Annotated in this window: 14 protein-coding genes; 3 read left to right on the plus strand and 11 right to left on the minus strand. The window is 57.1% G+C overall.

Annotated features, from left to right (window positions below):
• Positions 1-170 precede the first annotated feature (170 nt).
• The 4 genes from G5229_RS04775 to manA all read right to left on the minus strand — a co-directional run bounded on the left by G5229_RS04775 (position 171) and on the right by manA (position 9,740).
• Complete coding sequence (locus tag G5229_RS04775; protein WP_421208699.1) at positions 171-2,693, minus strand: GH92 family glycosyl hydrolase; 2,523 nt, start codon at positions 2,691-2,693, stop codon at positions 171-173.
• 62 nt (positions 2,694-2,755) lie between these two features.
• Positions 2,756-5,158, minus strand: coding sequence for a GH92 family glycosyl hydrolase (locus tag G5229_RS04780; RefSeq protein ID WP_216953255.1), 2,403 nt, complete (start codon positions 5,156-5,158; stop codon positions 2,756-2,758).
• Between the two features lie 55 nt (positions 5,159-5,213).
• Positions 5,214-7,910 carry a GH92 family glycosyl hydrolase gene (locus G5229_RS04785; RefSeq protein WP_421208701.1) on the minus strand — a complete coding sequence of 899 codons (2,697 nt, stop codon included), beginning with the start codon at positions 7,908-7,910 and terminating at the stop codon, positions 5,214-5,216.
• Between the two features lie 639 nt (positions 7,911-8,549).
• Positions 8,550-9,740, minus strand: coding sequence for a mannose-6-phosphate isomerase, class I (manA, locus tag G5229_RS04790; RefSeq protein ID WP_201991827.1), 1,191 nt, complete (start codon positions 9,738-9,740; stop codon positions 8,550-8,552).
• A gap of 116 nt (positions 9,741-9,856) precedes the next feature.
• Here manA and G5229_RS04795 point away from each other — a divergent pair, with 116 nt between their 5' ends.
• Together G5229_RS04795 and icd are read left to right on the plus strand one after the other, a co-directional pair.
• A complete protein-coding gene (locus tag G5229_RS04795; RefSeq protein ID WP_421208703.1) occupies positions 9,857-10,732 on the plus strand; it encodes a helix-turn-helix transcriptional regulator in 876 nt (291 codons plus the stop codon).
• Positions 10,733-10,888: 156 nt separating this feature from the next.
• Positions 10,889-12,142: an NADP-dependent isocitrate dehydrogenase gene (gene icd / locus G5229_RS04800; protein ID WP_421208704.1), complete on the plus strand. Its 1,254-nt coding sequence runs from the start codon at positions 10,889-10,891 to the stop codon at positions 12,140-12,142.
• 72 nt (positions 12,143-12,214) lie between these two features.
• On the opposite strand, the gene G5229_RS04805 is transcribed toward icd, so the two are convergent.
• The 4 genes from G5229_RS04805 to G5229_RS04820 all read right to left on the minus strand — a co-directional run bounded on the left by G5229_RS04805 (position 12,215) and on the right by G5229_RS04820 (position 14,895).
• Positions 12,215-12,391, minus strand: coding sequence for a hypothetical protein (locus G5229_RS04805; RefSeq protein ID WP_005337712.1), 177 nt, complete (start codon positions 12,389-12,391; stop codon positions 12,215-12,217).
• Between the two features lie 496 nt (positions 12,392-12,887).
• Complete coding sequence (locus G5229_RS04810; protein ID WP_005347176.1) at positions 12,888-13,064, minus strand: hypothetical protein; 177 nt, start codon at positions 13,062-13,064, stop codon at positions 12,888-12,890.
• A gap of 279 nt (positions 13,065-13,343) precedes the next feature.
• Positions 13,344-13,793, minus strand: a complete 450-nt coding sequence (locus G5229_RS04815; RefSeq protein WP_216953259.1) for a C40 family peptidase — start codon at positions 13,791-13,793, stop codon at positions 13,344-13,346.
• Between the two features lie 193 nt (positions 13,794-13,986).
• Positions 13,987-14,895 carry a hydrogen peroxide-inducible genes activator gene (locus G5229_RS04820; protein WP_216953260.1) on the minus strand — a complete coding sequence of 303 codons (909 nt, stop codon included), beginning with the start codon at positions 14,893-14,895 and terminating at the stop codon, positions 13,987-13,989.
• 146 nt (positions 14,896-15,041) lie between these two features.
• Here G5229_RS04820 and G5229_RS04825 point away from each other — a divergent pair, with 146 nt between their 5' ends.
• Entirely contained in the window at positions 15,042-15,644 is a 603-nt protein-coding gene (locus tag G5229_RS04825; protein WP_216953261.1) for a peroxiredoxin C, read from the plus strand.
• Between the two features lie 181 nt (positions 15,645-15,825).
• Here G5229_RS04825 and G5229_RS04830 read toward each other — a convergent pair whose 3' ends face one another.
• From G5229_RS04830 to G5229_RS04840, 3 genes are read right to left on the minus strand one after another with little or no spacing between them, the layout of a single operon-like run.
• Positions 15,826-16,791, minus strand: coding sequence for an alpha-L-glutamate ligase-like protein (locus tag G5229_RS04830; protein WP_216953262.1), 966 nt, complete (start codon positions 16,789-16,791; stop codon positions 15,826-15,828).
• 3 nt (positions 16,792-16,794) lie between these two features.
• Positions 16,795-18,333 carry an inactive transglutaminase family protein gene (locus G5229_RS04835; protein WP_216953263.1) on the minus strand — a complete coding sequence of 513 codons (1,539 nt, stop codon included), beginning with the start codon at positions 18,331-18,333 and terminating at the stop codon, positions 16,795-16,797.
• 3 nt (positions 18,334-18,336) lie between these two features.
• Positions 18,337-19,125, minus strand: coding sequence for an ATP-dependent zinc protease (locus G5229_RS04840; protein ID WP_040067873.1), 789 nt, complete (start codon positions 19,123-19,125; stop codon positions 18,337-18,339).
• Between the last annotated feature and the right edge of the window lie 45 nt (positions 19,126-19,170).

Here is a 19,170-nt window from a genome sequence, read left to right on the forward strand (position 1 = left end):
ACAGAGTAAAAAAGTGTCATTCACTAGATTTTTGTGGCAAGGCAGTCTGTTTGTGATCTGCGCATCATCTGATGCAACATCTCATATTTTTTGAGGTGCTTGGTGAGTCGACAAAAAAAGAGGCCCAAAGGAAGCTTTGGGCCTGAACATATATTGATAATGCATGATGGTTATTTATTATCTGAGCGGATCGGTTTTTGCGCCGTCATGATAAATTTCAGTTCACCACCAGCCCGAATATCGCTGTGGCTGAACGTCAGGTTTTCCCCCAACGGTTTGCCATTGATGGTGACCGATTCCACATAGATATTTTGGGGACCATTGTTTTCGGCGATCACGGTGAATTTTCCGCCATCGATATCCATGGTCACCTTGTCAAACAGTGGCCGACCTATGGTGTAGACCGGGAGCCCCGGCGTGACCTGATAGAAGCCCAGCGCACTCATGATGTACCAAGCGGACATTTGCCCCACATCCTCATTGCCAATCAGCCCTGTGGTGGTCGGGTGGAAGAAGCTGCGTACCGCCTGATCCACATACTCCTGGGTTTTCCACGGCTCTCTGGTCCAGTTATAGAGGTAGGGGACATGGTGATCCGGCTCGTTACCCATCACGAACTGGCCGATATAGCCGGTCATATCCCCTTGCGAGGTATCGGCGTTGGAGTTGGCGGTGAAGAGGGCATCCAGATTCTTCCGGAATCCCTCCTCGCCCCCCATCACCTCTTTGAGCCCCTCGATATCGTGGGGAACAAACCAGCTCCACTGCCAGGTGTTGCCTTCGGTAAAGTCCTGCCCCCTGTGCTCGGCCCGATAGGGCCAGAAGATGTCATAACGGCTGCTGTCGTTGGTGTCACAGTTTTGTGGTGGTGTAACGGGATTGCCGTTTTCATCGATGGCGCAGGAGGGGTAATTGTTGACCCAGCTGCCATCGTAATTTTTGGGGCGCATAAAGCCGGTCGCGCCATATTTGCCATATTGCGCCGGGTTGTAGTCAAAATAGGCGCGCCAGGTAGTCGCCCGGGCCAGATAGCGGTTCTCGGCAGATTTGTCGCCAGCCAGTCGGGCCAGCTGGGCGATACACCAGTCATAGTAGGCATTCTCGACACCGTACGAGACGGACTCGTTGACCAGTTCATCGTACTTGTCCTGCGCCATGCCGCCCTCTTCCGGCTTGAGTTTGACGTTGGCGGGGACATAGCCGTGCTGCTCGGCATACTGGCCGTGACGGGTCATCACGGTGAAGCGCTTGTCGCCGTTCCAGGGATCCTGATAGGGCACCCAGCTTTTGGTCAGCGCGAGGTCAAAGTTGGCGGAGACATTGGCCGCCTGCAGCGCCAGCTTTATCTCTTCCTGTGTGAATGCATCCGGGTATTTGACGATGACGTCGGCGATGATGGAGACCGCCGGGTAGCCGACCATCTCGCCGGTATAGTCGGAGTGCAGCTCCCATTTGGGCATGATGCCGCCGGTTTTATATTTGTTGAGCAGATCGTGCACATAGTCGATGGATCGCTCTTTTTCGATGATGGTCTTCAATGGGTGGGCGGCGCGGAAGGTGTCCCACATGGAGTAGACCGAATAGTTGGTAAAGCCCGGCTTGGCCTGATGCACCTTGCCATCCATTCCGCGATATTGACCATCCACATCCTGATAGACGAAGGGGGCGATGTAGGTGCGATAGAGCGAGGTATAAAACATCGTCTTGTCGGCATCGCTGCCACCCTCCAGGGTGAACTTATTGAGCACTTTCGCCCATGCCTGCTTGTTCTCCTGCACCACCTGATCGAAGCGGTAGTCATGTTCATCGGCGCGCAGGTTGGCCATGGCCCCCTCAATGCCGGTGCCCGAGATGGCCATCTTCATGGTGATGGGCCGTTCCCCTTTGGCAAAGTTGAGCTGGGTCACCACATCCCGTACCCGGGGTCTGGTTTCGCCATACCCGATGTAATCGGCCAACCCCACCTCGGTGTCGTTGCTCAATTTGCCATCGACATAGAGGATCTGATCCACAAACGGCTCGGAAAACTCGGCGTAGAAAAAGACCGTCTGCCACTGCCCCCACTCGTTGCTGGTTCTGGCTCCGGCAATGGCGTTGTCGCTCACCCGCTTGAAGTAAATATTGCGGGAGTGGTTACCGTACTGCTCCAGCAGCTCGTGCTGCAGATCAAGCTGGACTTTGCGATCTTCACCCGCCGGATAGCTGTAACGGTGGAAGGCGACCCGCTGGGTGGCAGTGAGTTCGGCCTTGATGCCGGTCTCCACCAGATCCGCTTTGTAATAGCCTACTTCCGACTGTTCGCTCGTCTTGTTGATGGTGACCGGGTCGGTATTGCTGCCGATGAAGGGCAAGAAGGCGAAATCATTGAGATCCCCCTTGCCTGCCCCCGAGATATGGGTGCTGCTGAAGCCGGAAAGCTTGGCCAGATGGTGGTGATAGTCGGAAAGGGATCCCTTGCCATTCCAGTTGGCCGGATTCCAGTTGTCCGGGCCCGGCTGGATCATCCCTTCCGGCATGACCGGGGCCGGATTGACATTGCCCAGCCCATCGGTGCCGATCAGCGGATCGACATATTGCAGCACCTGCAGGGCATTATCGGGACGGCCATTGTCAGTAGTCTCATCATTTGTGTTGCAGCCATAGAGGCCAAGCAGGGCTGTCACCATGATGGCCAGCTTGTGGGGTTTGAACATTGTTGTTCCTCAAATTCCGGAGATGAAAAAGCGGCAAGCCGGGTGGCTTGCCGCTTGTAGAGTTACGGGGTCGGTTGCTGGTTGGTCATCACAAAACGCAGCTCACCACCGGGACGGATCTCGCTGTGGGCGAAGGTGTTGTACTGGTTGAGTGGCTTGCCATTGATGGTGACCTCTTTGACATAGAGGTTGTCCGGGCTGTTGTTCTGCGCTACCACGTTGAACTGACCGTCGGGCAGGTTGATAGTGACCTTGTCAAAGATGGGACGACCGATGGTGTAGGTCGGGTCGCCCGGGGAGATTTGATAGAAGCCCATGGCACTCATGATGTACCAGGCCGACATCTGGCCGACGTCTTCATTGCCGATCAGGCCATCCGGGGTGGTTTTGTAGAACTCCTTATAGACCCGGTCGAGGTACTCCTGCGCTTTCCAGGGCTGGGCGGTGCGATTGTAGAGATAGATGACGTGGTGTGAGGGCTCGTTGCCATGAATGTACTGCCCGATGTAACCGGTCATGTCCTGATGTGCTTCGCCCCCGTTGGGGTCGGCATTGAACAGGTTGTCGAGCTTGTCGTTCAGCCCCTGCTGGCCGCCCATGATCTCGGTCAGCTTGTCGAGATCCTGCATAAATGACCACTGCCACTGCCAGGCGTTGCCCTCGGTGTAGTAGAAGGCATCCGACTTGTAGGGATCGAAATCGGCCGCCGCGTATTTCAGGGCGCACGGGTCACCGTTTTTCAGCTCGGTCGGTACGAAGAAGCCTTTGCCATCGGCATTGCCAGCCTGGGGATCCCAATGTTTGAGCGAGTTGTAGGATCGTGCCTTGAACTCCTGATAGGTAGTCATGTCGCCCGCGGCTTTCGCCATCTCGGCGATGGTCCAGTCGTAGAAAGAGAACTCCAGCGAGTAGGAGACCGAGTTCCAGTTGGGATAACGGACGCACTGCTCTTTCTCGTGATAGCTGAGCTGACCGGCCATCAGCGAGCTCAGGATGTCGTCATGGATCTGCGGGTAATCGGCAGGCCGGTAGTGGGCCGATTTGACCGAGGCTTCCAGTGCCTCTTGCGCATCGATCAGCCCCTTGGTCACCGCATCGGCAAGGATGGCCGCCGAGGGGTAGCCAATCATGGTGCCGGTTTCCGAGCCGTGGCCTTCCCATTTGGGCAGCAGGCCGAACTCCACGTTGGATTTGCGGATCAGATCCTTGGCGTAGAGAGTCGCCTGTGGCGGGTCCATGATGGTCCACATGGGGTGAACGGCGCGGAAGGTATCCCAGGTCGAGTAGATGGAGTAGTTGGGGGTATCGCCAGGTTGCAGGGTGCGCAGGGTGCCTTGCATATCAAGATACTTGCCATCCACATCGTAGAGCTCGATAGGGGCGATCATCATGTGGTAGAGAGCGGTGTAGAAATTGGTCTTCTCGGTCTCCGTCCCCCCTTCGGTTTTGAGTGTTGCCAGCTTTTCGGCCCACGCGTATTCTGCGTCTGACTTCACCTTGGCAAAATCAAAGGTGGGGGCTTCCGCCTCCAGATTCTTCTGTGCTCCTTGCCAGCTCACCGCCGAGATACCGACCCGGATCTCGAGCGGTTGGTCACCCTGGCCAAAATTGAGGTAGGCGGTCAGGTCATCCCCTTGATAGACGCTGTTGGGGCGCATCTCCCGGGTGGGCATCTTGTCCTGCTCGCCCAGCATGGCCCTGGCCACAGGTTGGTTGAATTTGGCGTAGAAGAAGATGTTCTGGCCCTGATGGTTCTGTCCCTGGAACCAGCCAGTGGAGGTTTTGCGGCCACGCAGGGTGTACTCATCCACCACTTCGATTTTGTTTTTCAGCGATTGGCCGTTGTTGTTCAGCAGGGTATGACCCAGATCGAATTTCACATTCCGATCCGCTCCTTTGGCGAAGGTGTAACGGTGCAAACCGACTCGTTTGGTGGTGGTCAGTTCAACCTCAATCTCCCCCTTGTTCAGTCTGGTTTTGTAATAACCGGCGCTGGCGTGCTCATTGGTTTTGTCAAAGGCGTTTATCTGGGCGTCGGCCATCTCGGCGTAGGGCAGTACCAGAATGTCGCCCAGATCGGTGGCACCGGTGCCGGAGAGATGGGTATGGGAGAAGCCGTAGAGCGGAACATCGGTTGCGACGATCTCGCCCGTGAGGTAATTGGAAGAGTCCCAGTAGCCGGAGGCTGAGTGCCAGGGGTTGAGTCCGCTCTCGTGATCGGTGTTGGAGCCAATAAAGGTATCCGGCGAGAGCTGCACCATGCCGGCCGGGCGGGTGGCACCGGGGAAAGTGTGGCCTGATGCGGCGGTGCCTATCATGGGGTCAACGTATTTCAGTACCGACAGATCGACAACCGGAGTTACCGGTTTCTCGATAGCGGTAGACTCGCTCTCACTGTTGCAACCGGCGATGCCACCGGTCAGTGCGGCAATCACCGCAAGAGAAAGAAGATTGCACTTGAACATGGTCATTCCATTTTTGAGTGGTGATGGGGGAGGAAGTCCTCCCCCGAACAGGTGATTAACGGGAACCGGCAGGCAGGTCGCCTTCGTGCAGGAAGGTGCCGATACCTTGCGCGGGCGGCAGATCTTCCGGCTGGCTGCCCCAATTCTGGTTGGGGCTATCGCCCATCACGAATTCAAGCTTGCCGCCACTGAGGATTTCCTCATGGGTGAGGTAGCTGCGATTGAACTCGCTGCCATTGAGGCGAGCGGACTGGATGTAGATGTTGTCGCGGCTGACATTCTGGGCCGTGACGGTGAACTGTTTGCCCGCACCCACATCGAGCGAGGCGGTTTCGAACATGGGGGTGCCAATCTCGTAGATGCCGGAGGAGGCATTGACCGGGAAGAAGCCCAGCGCCCGGAACACGAACCAGGCAGAGAGGGTGCCAAAGTCATCGTTGCCACAGATGCCGTCAGGGGTGTTCTTGTAGCAGACGTTGGTGGCTGCCACGATGGCGGCCTGTCCCTTCCAGGGCTGTCCTACGTAGTTGTAGAGGTAGGGCACATGGATATCGGGCTCGTTGCCCTGCACATGCTGTCCCACGTTGCCGGTGTTGAATACCGGGAACTGGTTATCGCCAGCGTTGCGATCCGGATAGGTACTCCAATACTCGTCCAGCCGTTTGGCAAACAGTTCGCCCCGTTTGGCCTGAGGATTCTGGGTCTGGTCGAAGTGGGTCATCAGATCGACCAGGCCATGAATGTCATGTTGAACGCTGAAGGCGTATTGCCAGCCGTTGGACTCGGCGAATGACCAGTTGAACATGTCGGGGCGCCAATCCTTGCCCACTGCCCGGCCGGTTTTCGGGTCTACCCAACCGGCATCAATGAAGTTGCCAGCGTAGTCGCGGGCCTTGAACCACCCCTTGTACTGCTTGCCGCCAAAGTCAAACTGCGCCTGCCAGTTCTTGGATCGATCGGCAAACTCCTGATAGCGGGGGTCACTTTCGCCAAATACTGCCTTGATCGATTGGGCGATCGCCCAGTCATTCATGGAGTACTCCAGCGAGTAGGATGAGGTCCAGGCATCCTTGAAGGGGGAGTGAGATTCCCAGTCATTGCCCGGCGGTGTGTCATGCAACTGGGCAGGTACATAGCCTTGCTGCTCGTACTCCTTGATCCAGGCGACCCCCTGGCTGGTGGCTGCGCGGGCGTCGGTGATCATGGCGGTCACCAGTCGCTCCTTGATCTCCTGACGTTCCGCATCGCTGAAGCCCAGCGCGATCATCCGTCTGTCCAGCGAGCCTTTGGAGAGTACGTCGTGGATCACCGGCGTGGAGTGCATCCCCATCATCATGCCGGTCTCGTTACCCTTGAAGGTCCACTCCGGCAATCTGCCCTTGCGCAGGTTGCCCAGATCGTCCATCCACTCCTCCTCGGCGTAGGAGAGCATGGAGAGCACCACATCGGCGAGGCGATCCGGCTCCAGCAGTGACGAGAGGGGTTGTACTGCGCGGTAGGTGTCCCACAGGGAGAAGGTGTCGTAACGGGTAAAGTCCGCTTTGCCATCCCGGTTGGCATCGGCGGTGCGAACCGACTCCTTGAGGGTATCGATCTGCTCGCCCCACGGTGTGTTGCCATCCGGATAGGCGTTGCGCCCCTGATGCACCTGGCGGTAGCGTCCGTCCAGATCGGAGTGAATGGTCTGGCCCAGATAGGTGTGGTAGAGCGCGGTATAGAAGGTCTGTTTGTACTCCTCATCCCCACTGACCCGGATCTTGCCCAGCTCCTTTTCCCATTTTTGGGTCGCAGCCTGCCGGACATCGTCAAACGACATATTGGCCACTTCGGTCATGTTGAGTGAGGCGCCAGCGTTGCCATCCCGGCCGATCTCGACGTTGGAGAGGGCTACCTTGGCCTTGACGACCAAGCCCGCCGCCGCGGTATCAAATTCCACATAGGCACGCGCGTACTGATATTTGCCACGGGTCTCGTTGCCGATCTCGGTGGTGCCTTCCGGCAGGTCCAGATAGCGGTTCTGGTCTTTGTCAAAGTAGGCGAAGCGGATGTTTTTGATGGGCTGGTCGAACTCCATCACGAAGAACTCTTTCTGGCTGGGGGCCCAGCCGTCAGAGAAGCGATGGCCCTCGATCCGGTTGTGGGTTTTGTCCCATTTCAGATAGGAGTCGGAGGTGTAGTCCCAGTTGACCTTGAAGCCGAGGTTGACCACGATTTCCGATTTTTTATCTTGCGGGAAGGTGTAGCGATGAACCCCCACCCGATCCGAGGCGGTCAGCTCGGCCTTGATCCCGTAATCCTTCAGATTGACCTTGTAGTAGCCCGCCGTTGCCTCTTCATCCTTGTGGCTGTAGCGGGAGGCCTCCAGATTCAGTGAGGCCGACCCCTCGTTCAGCATGAAATTGGAGCGTGAGTTGATCGGCATCACCAGAATATCGTTGAGATCTCCAGCTCCGGCGCCCGAGAGGTGAGTGTGGGAAAACCCGGCGAGGCGGTTGTCGTGGTAGTAATAGCCGGAGATATATTCCCAGCCATTGGCCCCATTATTGGGCGACAGCTGCACCATGCCATGCGGGGTCGTGGCGCCGGGATAGGTGTTGCCTAAATTACCTGTGCCGATGAATGGATTGACGTAACGGGAGACGTTAGTCTCTTTATTGTTATCGACAGCGGTATCCGAGTCATTTTGACAACCGGATATACCAACCAGGCCAGCCAGTACGGCACACGCGAGCAGGGAACGTTTCAGTTTCATATTTGTCGCCACAGGTTAATGAAAGTAGGGTATCGAACGTATAAAAACAGATAATGCAGAACGCCGGGCCAGCCAATGAATATCTGCCGGATGAGAGAGCCATCTGCATGTATTACCCCGACTGTCACTGGATATAGAGGGTGACGGGGGGAATATCAGCCAGATAAAATGGATCGTGAAAACGATCTGGCCATACAGGCGGAAAAATAAATGCGCAGAAAAATAACAGGCACCCAGAGCCTGATTTAAAAAATCGCCCCTTACACTTATGAAATAAGTGGCTGAGCTGTGTTACATCTGGAATATATAAATGCTCTTAAATGTTTTTCCTGCTGCCTGTAAATTAACGGTTTCTATTATTTCGTTGATTAATATCCTGGGACAGAGGAAAAAAATGGCATTAACTGGATTTTTATGACGTGTGGGGAAGGGTGTGAGCTGGCTCGCATAACTGCAGGGTGGCGTGACCAGGGAGGCTAAATGATATTAATCATTATAAGTCAGCGTGTTATTCTTCGATGTTGAGTTAAATGACCGATTTTGTGAGTCGTACCGGGCTCCACATGGTCAGATGAGCTGAAAAAAAGGGCCCTGCTGGGCCCTTTGAACAGAGGGTGATGAGCCGATGGCCCACCAGGATCAGCGGTTGCTGGCGCGGGCAAAACGCCCTTCAGCCGTCACGCGATAATCGCTGGTGCTGGCGGGTACAAATGCAGATTGCCCTATGGTCAGTGTCAGACGCTCGCCATCCTGGCCAATGAGGGTGATGGGCCCATCGATGGCGAACAGGATCTCGGCATTGCCGGTGGTGAGGGCATGTTCGCCTGCGCCATATACGCTGAAGGTGAAATCCGGTACCGGCACGTCGAAGTGCTGTACTGTGCCTTCCATGCGAGGGGTGAGCAGGATCTGGTCGTCCGGTTTGGCGACACAGCGGGTGCAGGCCAGCAGCTCCGGCACATCCATGTATTTGGGGGTCAGACCGGCACGCAGCACGTTGTCGGAGTTGGCCATGATCTCGAGGCCAGTGCCGTGGATGTAGGCGTGGGGGGTCTGGGCGTCGAGGAACATCGCCTGACCCGGCTCAAGTGTTACCACGTTGAGCAGCAACGGCGAGAAGAGCCCCACATCCCCCGGGTACTGGTTGGCCAGCTTGCTGATGGTGGCGAAAGTCTCTTCATCCTGATGGGCGGCGGCATAGGCCAGCAGGCCAGCCAGCGCCTCGTCCTTGCGATCACCGCTGAGGATCAGCAACTGGTGGAAGAAGTGCTGCAGGCCAGCTTCATCCTGTGACTGGCGAAGCGCCGCGGTCAGGTCGACCAGTGCGGGCAGCGCCATGCGATCGAACAGGGCCAGGATGGCCGGGATGGCGCGAAAGCCGTTCATCGCCTGATAGCGGGTGAGGGCAAAGACCAGCTCCGGCTTGTGGTTCGGATCCTTGTAGTTGCGGTTGCTCGCCTTGATATCGATGCCTGCGGCTTCTTCTTTGGCAAAACCGGCTTCGGCCTGTGCCTTGCTCGGGTGTACCTGAATGGAGAGGGCTTGCTCGGCGCAGAGCACCTTGAACAGGAAGGGGAGTGAGCCGAAACGAGCCTGGGTAGCTTCGCCCAGCATGGCGACGGGGTTGGCGTCAATCAGGCTGGAAAGCTTCACGGTCTCGCCTGCCAGGGTCACTTCGGAGCAGCCATTGGGGTGAGCGCCCATCCACAGTTCAGCTTGTGGTTTGCCTTCGGGATTTTTGATGCCAAACAGCGTGGTCAGGGAGTCACGACTGCCCCAGACATAATCCTGGATCGGGTTGCACATTAGAAAAAACGGCGGGTAGCTCATGGATGGCTCCTTGTATCAGAACGATTTTTGGGGAATTTCAGTCTGGCGCGGACTATAGCATGGCAGGGGCAGCGCACCGCAATCGGTTGCTCTCTGCATCTTGATCAGGATCATTCATGAGTATCATCTTTACCCAGCTGTTGGACGGCTTTCTAAGTGAGGGAGGAGGCTTTGAGAAGGTGTTGTTTGCCTCTGACAAAGGGGTGCCTCCCTGCTTCAGTTATCAGGTCAATTTTCCGCGTCTCGAGCTGGTATTCAGTGGTCACTATCTCAACCAGATCTGGTCCCCGGAAGGGGATGTGCAGTCGGTACAGATGGGGCCGCGGGAGGCGATGTACATTCCCCCCAACGGCTGGAACAAGCCGGATTGGGACAATGACTGTTCCGTGCTCAGCCTGTTGTTCGGCAAGCGTCAGATAGGGTTCAGTCTGGTGAGCAAGCACAAGGGAGACACCGGCTTCTTCGATGTGCAGAAGCACAGTATTCAGGCCGGTGCCGGACGGGCGCTCGATCATATACTGCTCTCCCTCAACACCCTTGCGCAGGAGCCGATAAGGGCACCGATGGACAATCACCTGCTGCAGGCGCTGCTCAGTTACTCACGGCAGTTGCTGGTGGAGTCGGAGAGCGGTCGTCCTCGTGGCTCCGATCTTTTTCACGGCATCTGCATCTACATTCAGGAAAATTTCCACCGCCCCATCAGTCGCGATTGCATCGCCGCCCGCTTCAATCTCTCCCCCAGCCATCTCTCACGCCTGTTCCGCCAGCAGGGGCACATGCGGCTAGCGGACTACATCAGCTGGGTGCGGCTGGAGCGGGCCAAGTTCATGCTGAAAAAGTATCGCTTCCGTCTCGAAGAGGTCGCCAATCGCTGCGGGTTTACCGACGTGAACTACTTCTGCCGGGTGTTCAAACAGAAGACCGGCTTGACCCCTTCCCAGTACCGTTCCCTGAGTCAGCCGCAGGCGGCGGCCAGCGAGCTGGAGGGATAACGGGGCGGGGTCGGCAAGGCGTTGTGACGGAGCACTGGCGGGTGGCTACCTCTTTGGTCTGACATGCTTTCTTGTCGTTTTATTATGAAAATGAATGGGCTAAGATGGCCGCGCGCAACAAACAAGTTGATAACAAACGGAAGTTAGGAGATGCCGATGGAAAGCAAAGTAGTAATCCCGACCCTGGGCCAGAAAATCACAGTCGATGCCAACGGCAAGCTGCAGGTTCCCAACCATCCGATCATTCCGTTTATTGAAGGGGATGGCATCGGTGTTGACGTAACCCCTGCCATGTTGAATGTGGTGAATGCTGCGGTCGAGAAAGCCTACAAGGGCGAGCGCAAGATCGCCTGGATGGAGATCTACACCGGCGAGAAATCGACTCATGTCTATGGCGAAGGTGCCTGGCTGCCGGCCGAAACCCTGGATTTCATTCGCGAATACTGCGTGGCCATCAAGGGCCCGCTGACTACTCCGGTCGGTGGCGGTATCCGCTCCCTCAACGTGGCCCTGCGTCAGGAGCTGGATCTCTACATCTGCCTGCGCCCGGTGCGTTACTACGAGGGCACCCCGAGCCCGGTGAAGCGTCCTGATCTGACCGACATGGTGATCTTCCGCGAGAACGCCGAAGACATCTACGCCGGCATCGAGTGGAAGGCCGACAGCGCCGAAGCGAACAAGGTAATCGCCTTCCTGCAAAACGAGATGGGCGTGAAGAAAATTCGCTTCCCCGAATCCTGCGGGATCGGCATCAAGCCGATGTCCAAGGCCGGTACCGAGCGCCTAGTGCGTGCCGCCATCGAGTATGCCATCGACAACGATCGCGACTCAGTGACCCTGGTGCACAAGGGCAACATCATGAAGTTCACCGAAGGTGCCTTCAAGGATTGGGGTTATGCCCTGGCCCAGAACGAGTACGGTGCCCAGCTGATTGACGGCGGCCCCTGGTGCTCCTTCAAGAACCCGAAAACCGGCAAGACCATCGTCATCAAGGATGTCATCGCCGACGCCTTCCTGCAGCAGATCCTGCTGCGTCCGGCCGAGTATGACGTCATCGCCTGTATGAACCTCAACGGCGACTACATCTCCGACGCGCTGGCCGCTCAGGTAGGCGGTATCGGTATCGCGCCGGGTGCCAACATCGGTGATGGCGTGGCTCTGTTCGAGGCAACTCACGGTACTGCACCGAAATATGCCGGTCAGGACAAGGTCAACCCGGGCTCGCTGATCCTCTCCGCCGAGATGATGCTGCGCCACATGGGCTGGGTCGAAGCGGCCGATCTCATCATCAAGGGGATGGAAGCGGCGATCCGCAACAAGACCGTCACCTATGACTTCGAGCGTCTGATGGAAGGGGCCACCCTGCGCTCCTGTTCCCAGTTTGCTCAGGACATGATCGACCAGATGTAATCTGCTGCTTGCCAGAAACGCAAAACCGGCGCCATGTGCGCCGGTTTTCTTATCGCGAAAGAGTGCAGGGGCTTATTGCGCCTGCTCTACGTGTTGCTGATAGCGTTGCTGCCATTTGCTGGTTTCTGCTTCATCACCCTGGGCCTTCCAGAAGGCGCAGATGGTGTTGGCAAGTTCCGAAGCCATCGCGTGATCTCCGTCACGTCGGCTCATCAGATAATCTCCCAGCCAGCTTTGATATTGTTTCATTACCCGATCTCCTTATCTCATGTGCCCTTGAAGGCGCCCACCTTGACGGGAGCCTGTCGGCTCATCCTGGGGGGAACATCATCAGGCATGATGGTGCAAAGTCACGACCCGGGCAGAGAGCCCGATGGGCAATCTGGCGGCGAACGTGACGCGAGATGTCAAAAAATGAGCGCCATTTTAGCACAAACTGACCAACTTGGGGAAATTGTCGCCATGGATTGCGACAGAACTGCCCATCCCCTTGTTCTCAAAACAGAAAACCCGCCGTGAGGACGCGGTTGGTTTGGATGAAACCCGGGGAAACAGGGTGGGGAACCCTGTTGTGTCCGGTTGCATCGACGAGCTCGACACTTGGTTCTGGATGAGCACTGTCATGGACTCAAGAAATGGTAGAGGGGGCATGCAAAAGGGCGTTATGCGGGAACTGGCTATGCGCGAAGCAATAGGGGGCAGCCTTGCTGCCAACAGATGGCTGGCAGCAAGGTGACGGTCGGGATCAGGTGGTCTTTTCCAGATGGTTCTGGTAAATCTGCTGCCACTTGTCCAGTTCGGTTTCATCTCCCTGTTGTTGCCAGAACTCGCAGATGGAACTCGCCATCTCGCATGCCATGGCGTGGTCGCCGTCACGGCGACTCATCAGGTATTGCCCCAGCCAGTTTTGATACTGTTTCATTGGATGATCTCCTTATCTATTTAACCCTTGATACTGCTGCTGTGAGCCACCCGTCCGGCAGTGCTGTCACAGCCACTTTCGCGGCTTCGCTTATTGTCAATCAGGACAGATAGCGTATGAGAAAAGCGCGAAAGTGCTAAAAATTGGCCACCACCTTATCACAAAATGGTATGAAAGGCAGGTTTTGGGGCCAATTGAGTTTTCAGTGCAGGGGATTATCTCGACCTGGCGACCGGGATTGACGGAGTCCAGCAGTATAACGGGCAGGTGTTTGAACCTTTACTGGGTTACCCGACGGGCTTGCCAATAGCGGCTGTTCCAGTAGACATTGTCGAGTCTCGAACGGATTACACCCTTGCTCGTGGAGGCGTGGATAAACTCGCCGGCACCGGTATAGACCCCCACATGGTACTGCTGCCAGCCGGTTTTGAAGAAGACCAGATCCCCGTGTTGCAGCCGGTAGCGATCCACCGGTTTGCCGATACTGGCCTGGGATTCGGTGGTTCTTGGCAAGTTGACTCCCAGCACCTGATTGTAGGCGAGCTGGGTGAAGGCGGAGCAGTCGAGTCCGGCGCGGTTGGTGCCGCCCATCCGGTAGGGGACGCCACGCCACTGCTGGTAGAAACCGTCAAAGGCACTGCTCTGCTGGCGGGGCGGCGGTGGCTCTGGCGTGCTGGAGCAGGCGGCCAGCAGCAGGGTCAGCAGGGATAGCATCAGCTTGCGGTACATCGGAGAGCTCTCCACAACGGGGTCTACCAATAGATACGTCTGTTAACCGCCACCCCGGACAGAATATGGTGACGGCCGCCAGTGGCGTGACAACTTTTCCATCATAAACAGGGATCTGGCTTGATACCTAGTCCCGCAAGGAGAAAATGCGGCAAGTGAGCGAAAAACGCCAGCCTGCGGCTGGCATTCGGGGTCAGTGGGCGGGATTGATCAGTGGGGTAAGCAATTCGGCCAGCTTATAGAAGGTTTGCACCCGGGTGGTACTGGGACGCCAAACCATGCCGATCTCGCGATAGGATTTTTCCCCCGGCAGGGGAATGGCGACCAGATCCGAATTGGCAAGAATGCCGGCGTCGATGGCCATCTGAGGCAGGAAGGTAGTGCCAAGTCCCGCCTCGACCATCTGCACCAGAGTGTGCAGGCTGGTGGCGGCAAAGGGATTGATCTTGCTCTTGTCCCGCAGACGGCAAGCGCTCACTGCGTGCTCGGTGAGGCAGTGCTCCCGCTCCAGCAGGAAGATGCTCTGGTTTGGCAGCTCCTTGTAGTCGAACGGGGTGTGCAGACCGGCCGCCATGCTGGCGGGCATCACCATGTGGAACGGATCCTGGCCGACGGTCTTGCAGTGAAAACCACCGATCTCGATGGGGAGAGCGAGGATCAGCAAGTCGAGCTGACCTTGTTCCAGCTGCTTGAGCAGATTGCTGGTGGTGTCTTCCCGCAGTAACAATTCGAGGTCAGGATAGGTTTTGCTGCATACTTTCAGCAGTTTGCTGAGCAGGAAGGGGGCGATGGTGGGAATACAGCCCAGACGCACGGTCCCCTGCATCACACCACCCTGGTGTTGACCTAGTTCCATCAGATCTCGCGCATCGGAGAGCAAATTGCGAGCGCGCTCGACGATTTCCATGCCGACCGGGGTCATAATGAAGCTCTTGTGGTCCCGCTCCACCAGTTGCAGGTTCATCATCTCTTCCAGCGTCTGGATCCCGGTACTCAGGGTCGACTGGCTGACATGACAGGCCTTGGCGGCGCGGTTGAAGTTCTTGTGCTCGTCGAGAGCGACCAGATATTGCAGCTGTTTGAGGCTGGGCCAACGTTGCATAGGAAAATCCGATTAATGCTATCTATTTAATTTGATTTAACTAATCTACCACCGGGTCTATAGTTTGTCGCTTGAATTAGACGGACTAGGCTCTTGGTAGCCCAATCCTGACTGGATTGTTCACTTCACTTAAAGAGGAATTGAATATGGTATTGGTAGGCCGTCCCGCACCCGATTTTACCGCCGCAGCCGTTCTGGGTAATGGCGAGATCGTTGATTCGTTCACCCTCTCATCCCACATCAAAGGCAAGGCAGCCGTCCTGTTCTTCTATCCGCTCGACTTCACCTTCGTCTGCCCGTCCGAGCTGATTGCCTTCGATCACCGTCTGGAAGAGTTCAACAAGCGTGGCGTGGAAGTGATCGGTGTTTCCATCGATTCCGAGTTCTCTCACAACGCCTGGCGCAACACCAAGATCGAAGACGGCGGCATCGGCCCAGTCAAGTACCCCTTGGTTGCCGACATCAAGCACGAGATCTGCAAAGCCTATGATGTCGAGCACCCGGAAGCCGGTGTGGCGTTCCGTGGCTCCTTCCTGATCGACAAAAACGGTGTTGTTCGTCACCAGGTAGTCAACGATCTGCCGCTGGGTCGCAACATCGACGAGATGCTGCGCATGGTGGATGCCCTGCAGTTCCACGAAGAGCACGGCGAAGTGTGCCCGGCTCAGTGGGAGAAAGGCAAGAAAGGCATGACCGCCTCCCCGGATGGCGTTGCCAAGTATCTGTCCGAGAACGCCGCTTCCCTGTAATCGGGTCTGCGTGCCGGATAGTGAAAAACCGATGCCCAGGCATCGGTTTTTTTATGGCCGTTGTTTGGCTGTCTGGTTCTGTCCCATTGCTCGGCAGGATTGTCGTTGCCGGCAGCGCGCCGATAAACGGCAGTCATAAAAAAGCGCGCCCTTTGGCGCGCTTTTGACATGGGGGGCGGGACTACTCGTCAAAGATACCGAAGTGTTCTTTGGCAAAGTTGACCCGCTGCGCCACGCTCATCTTGACCTGTCCCAGCTTCTCGATGGTCTTGAGGTTGGGCACCAGGCCACGACCGTTGGCGATTTGAATGGCCAGACCCGGGCGGGCGTTGAGCTCCAGCAGCATGGGGCCGCGGAACTTGTCCAGCACCATATCGGTACCGATATAGCCCAGACCAGACATCTCGTAACAGGAGGCGGCCAGGGTGAGCAGGGTATCCCAGTGGGGTACCTTGAGCTCATAGAGGTCGAGGCCGGTATCCGGATGGTGGCGCAGCGGATTGCCAAACTGCACCGCCCGCAGCGCGCGGCCGGTACGCAGGCACAGACCCACCCCAACGGCGCCCTGGTGCAGGTTCGCCTTGCCATCGGAGGCCGAGGTGGAGAGGCGCATCATCGCCATCACCGGGAAGCCTTTGAAGATGATCACCCGGGCATCGGGCACCCCTTCGAACGAGTAGCCGTCGAATACGTCATCGAAGTTGATAAGGCCTTCGACCAGCGCTACGTCTGGCTTGCCACCAAGCGAATAGAGCCCCGCCAGAATGTTGGAGACATGGCGCTCCAGATCCTGGCCGTTGCAGGCGCTGCCGTTGGGTTTGTAGAAGAGACCATCTTCCTGACGGAGGATCACCAGGATCCCCTTGCCGCCAGAGCCACGGGCCGGCTTGATGCAGAAGCCCGGCCAATCTTTTACCAGCTCGGTGATGCGACCTACATCGTGCTGGGCACGGATGGTGCCGATCAGCTCAGGCACCGTCACGCCTGCATCCAGCGCAATTTGCTTGGTCTGCAGCTTGTCATCCACCAGCGGATAGAGGCTGCGCGGATTGTAGCGGCTGATGTAGGAGTGGTTGCGCTTGTTCATACCGAGGATGCCTGCCTGCGACAGGCTCCACGGAGTAGTGTACTTTTCCCAGAACCACATCTGTTACTTGTCCTTACCCGGGGTGGCGCCAGACTTGATCTCGTCCACCAGCGGCTTGAAGCGCTTCAGCTCGCTCAGCTTGTAGCCGGTGTAGTTACCCATCAACAACACGGTCGCCATCAGTACCAGCTGCAGGCCGAGGAAGTTGAAGGTGAGGTGACGGATCAGTTCGTTGTCCATGGCCAGATAGGCGATGATGGCCACCAGCAGGGAGCCACCGCCCTGACGGAACACCTCTTTCGGGCCCTCTTCTTCCCACAGGATGGACATCCGCTCGATGGTCCAGGAGAGGATGATCATCGGGAAGAAGGTGATCTTCATACCGTCGGTCAGCCCCAGCTTGAAGGCAAAGGCAGAGAAGATACCGATCATCGAGATCACCATGATGATGATGGCCGATATTCGGGCGACCAGCAGCAGGTTGAGCCGTGACAGATAGGAGCGGATCACCAGACCTGTGCCGACGATCAGCAGGAAGCCCACCAGACCGGTGATCAGCTGGGTCTGGATAAAGGCGACGGCGATCAGCACCGGCATAAAGGTACCGGAGGTCTTGATGCCGACAATCACGCGCAAGAACACCACCATCAGCACGCCGATCGGGATCAGCAGCAAGCCCTTGAACAGGGTCTGCTCTTCCAGCGGCAGGCTGTGGATAGAGAAGTTCATCATCTCTGATTTTTCAAACTTCTGGGCCAGCGCCACGCTGACCGGCTGCTCCTGCTCGATCATCGAGAAGCTGACACGGGAGTTGTGACCACCGGTCACATCCAGCAGGGCGCCGGAGTTGTACTCCCACAGCAGCAGGTTGGCCGGACGGCCCTGTTCACCGGTTTGCGGGTTGAACAGCTTGTAGTCGGTCGGGCTGTTGAATACCTGCAGGTAATCCACCAGCTCCTGACGACGGCGGCCATCTTCCAGATTCAGAGCATGCACCACGCGGGTGGGGACGTCAGCATTGTTGAGCAGCTCGGCGATCAGGTTGGCACGGCTCTTGTGCTTTTTCAGCAGCTCGGCGTTCTGCTCCTGCTTCTCGATCTCCTTGATGATCTCGCGAGTCAGGGTGTAGCCGTCGGCGGAGCGCTCCTGGGCACGTTCCAGGATCTGCTTCATGGCGGTGGCGTAGGGCTCGCTCTCGATCTGCTTCTCGATGGCAGGCGGCTGCGGATTGGCGGCCGGTTTGGCATGGGCATCTGCCATCATGTCGACGCGGTAGTAGAGCTCCTGACGGCCGGAGGCGGTGCGGATGGACCACTCGGCGCGGGCATCGCCATCTTTCTCGACAAAGGAGAGGCCGTAGCCGGGGCTGGCGGCGTTCTCGTTCATCAGGGTGAAACCGGGCTGGGTGCCCGGAATGGCCAGGGAGGCGATCACCGGCTCACCGGTCGCCTCAAACTCCAGCTTGGCTTCGATGGACCAGATCTGGCGCTTTTCACCGGGCGTCAGCGGCACATCCAACGCGATATGGTGATAGATCGTCATCCCCAGGCCGACAATGTACAGCAGGGCTACCAGCAAATAGAACGGCTTACGGGAAACCATGGATTATTTCACATCCTTGAGCTTGGGTTTGGGTTGGATATATTCGCGGGCCACATCAACCACGGCGATGTCTTTCAAAAATTCGCGACCCAGCAGCACCGGGAAGGTCATGTCGCTGCGGTCCTTCAGGGTAAATTCGGCTTTCTCGGTCATGTCGCCAATCCGTACCGCCAGACGGACCACCGGACGGCGGTCGAGATCGTCGGCAGAGGCCTGACGCACCCGCACATGGCGTACCAGCGGCGCTTCGATCTGGATCTTGTCATCCACATCCTGATGACTCAGGAAGAAGCGCACCCAGTTTTTGCCATTGCGTTCGAAAATGGTGATCTCCTGGGCACTGATGGAGGAGGTGGTCGCACCGGTATCGACCCGCGCCTGGAAGGCGTCGTTGGCGGCATCAACCCAGATCCACTCCGCTTCACCGACCATCAGCTTGCCATCGATGGTGTGGCCCTGATTGGGGGCCGGGCACTTCTCGGTGGGGATGGCCATCGGCTTGGGCGGCTCGGAGGGGAGGGTGGCGAGCTTGTGGTCTACTTGCTTGACGGACTCTTTCATATTGGTGACATCTGTGTTGAGCTGAACCAGCAGGTGCTGTTGCTGCACATACTGCTTCTGTTGCTGTTCCATGGATGTTTGCAGGCGCTGCTCGCTCTGGCTCAGCTCGCTACGAAGCTCGGCCAGCGTCAGAGCAGGGACCTGAGGCGCTTTTTCCATATTGACACACCCGCCGAGACTAAGCAGGGAGAGCAGGGTCATTCCTTTTAATTTGCTTTTCATGTCATTCATTTAACTGTGCTTCCTGGAATTGGGTCAGTGTAACTTCCTGAATCG

It is taken from the genome of Aeromonas sp. 602396 (assembly GCF_049173735.1).
Classification (GTDB): domain Bacteria; phylum Pseudomonadota; class Gammaproteobacteria; order Enterobacterales; family Aeromonadaceae; genus Aeromonas; species Aeromonas veronii_A.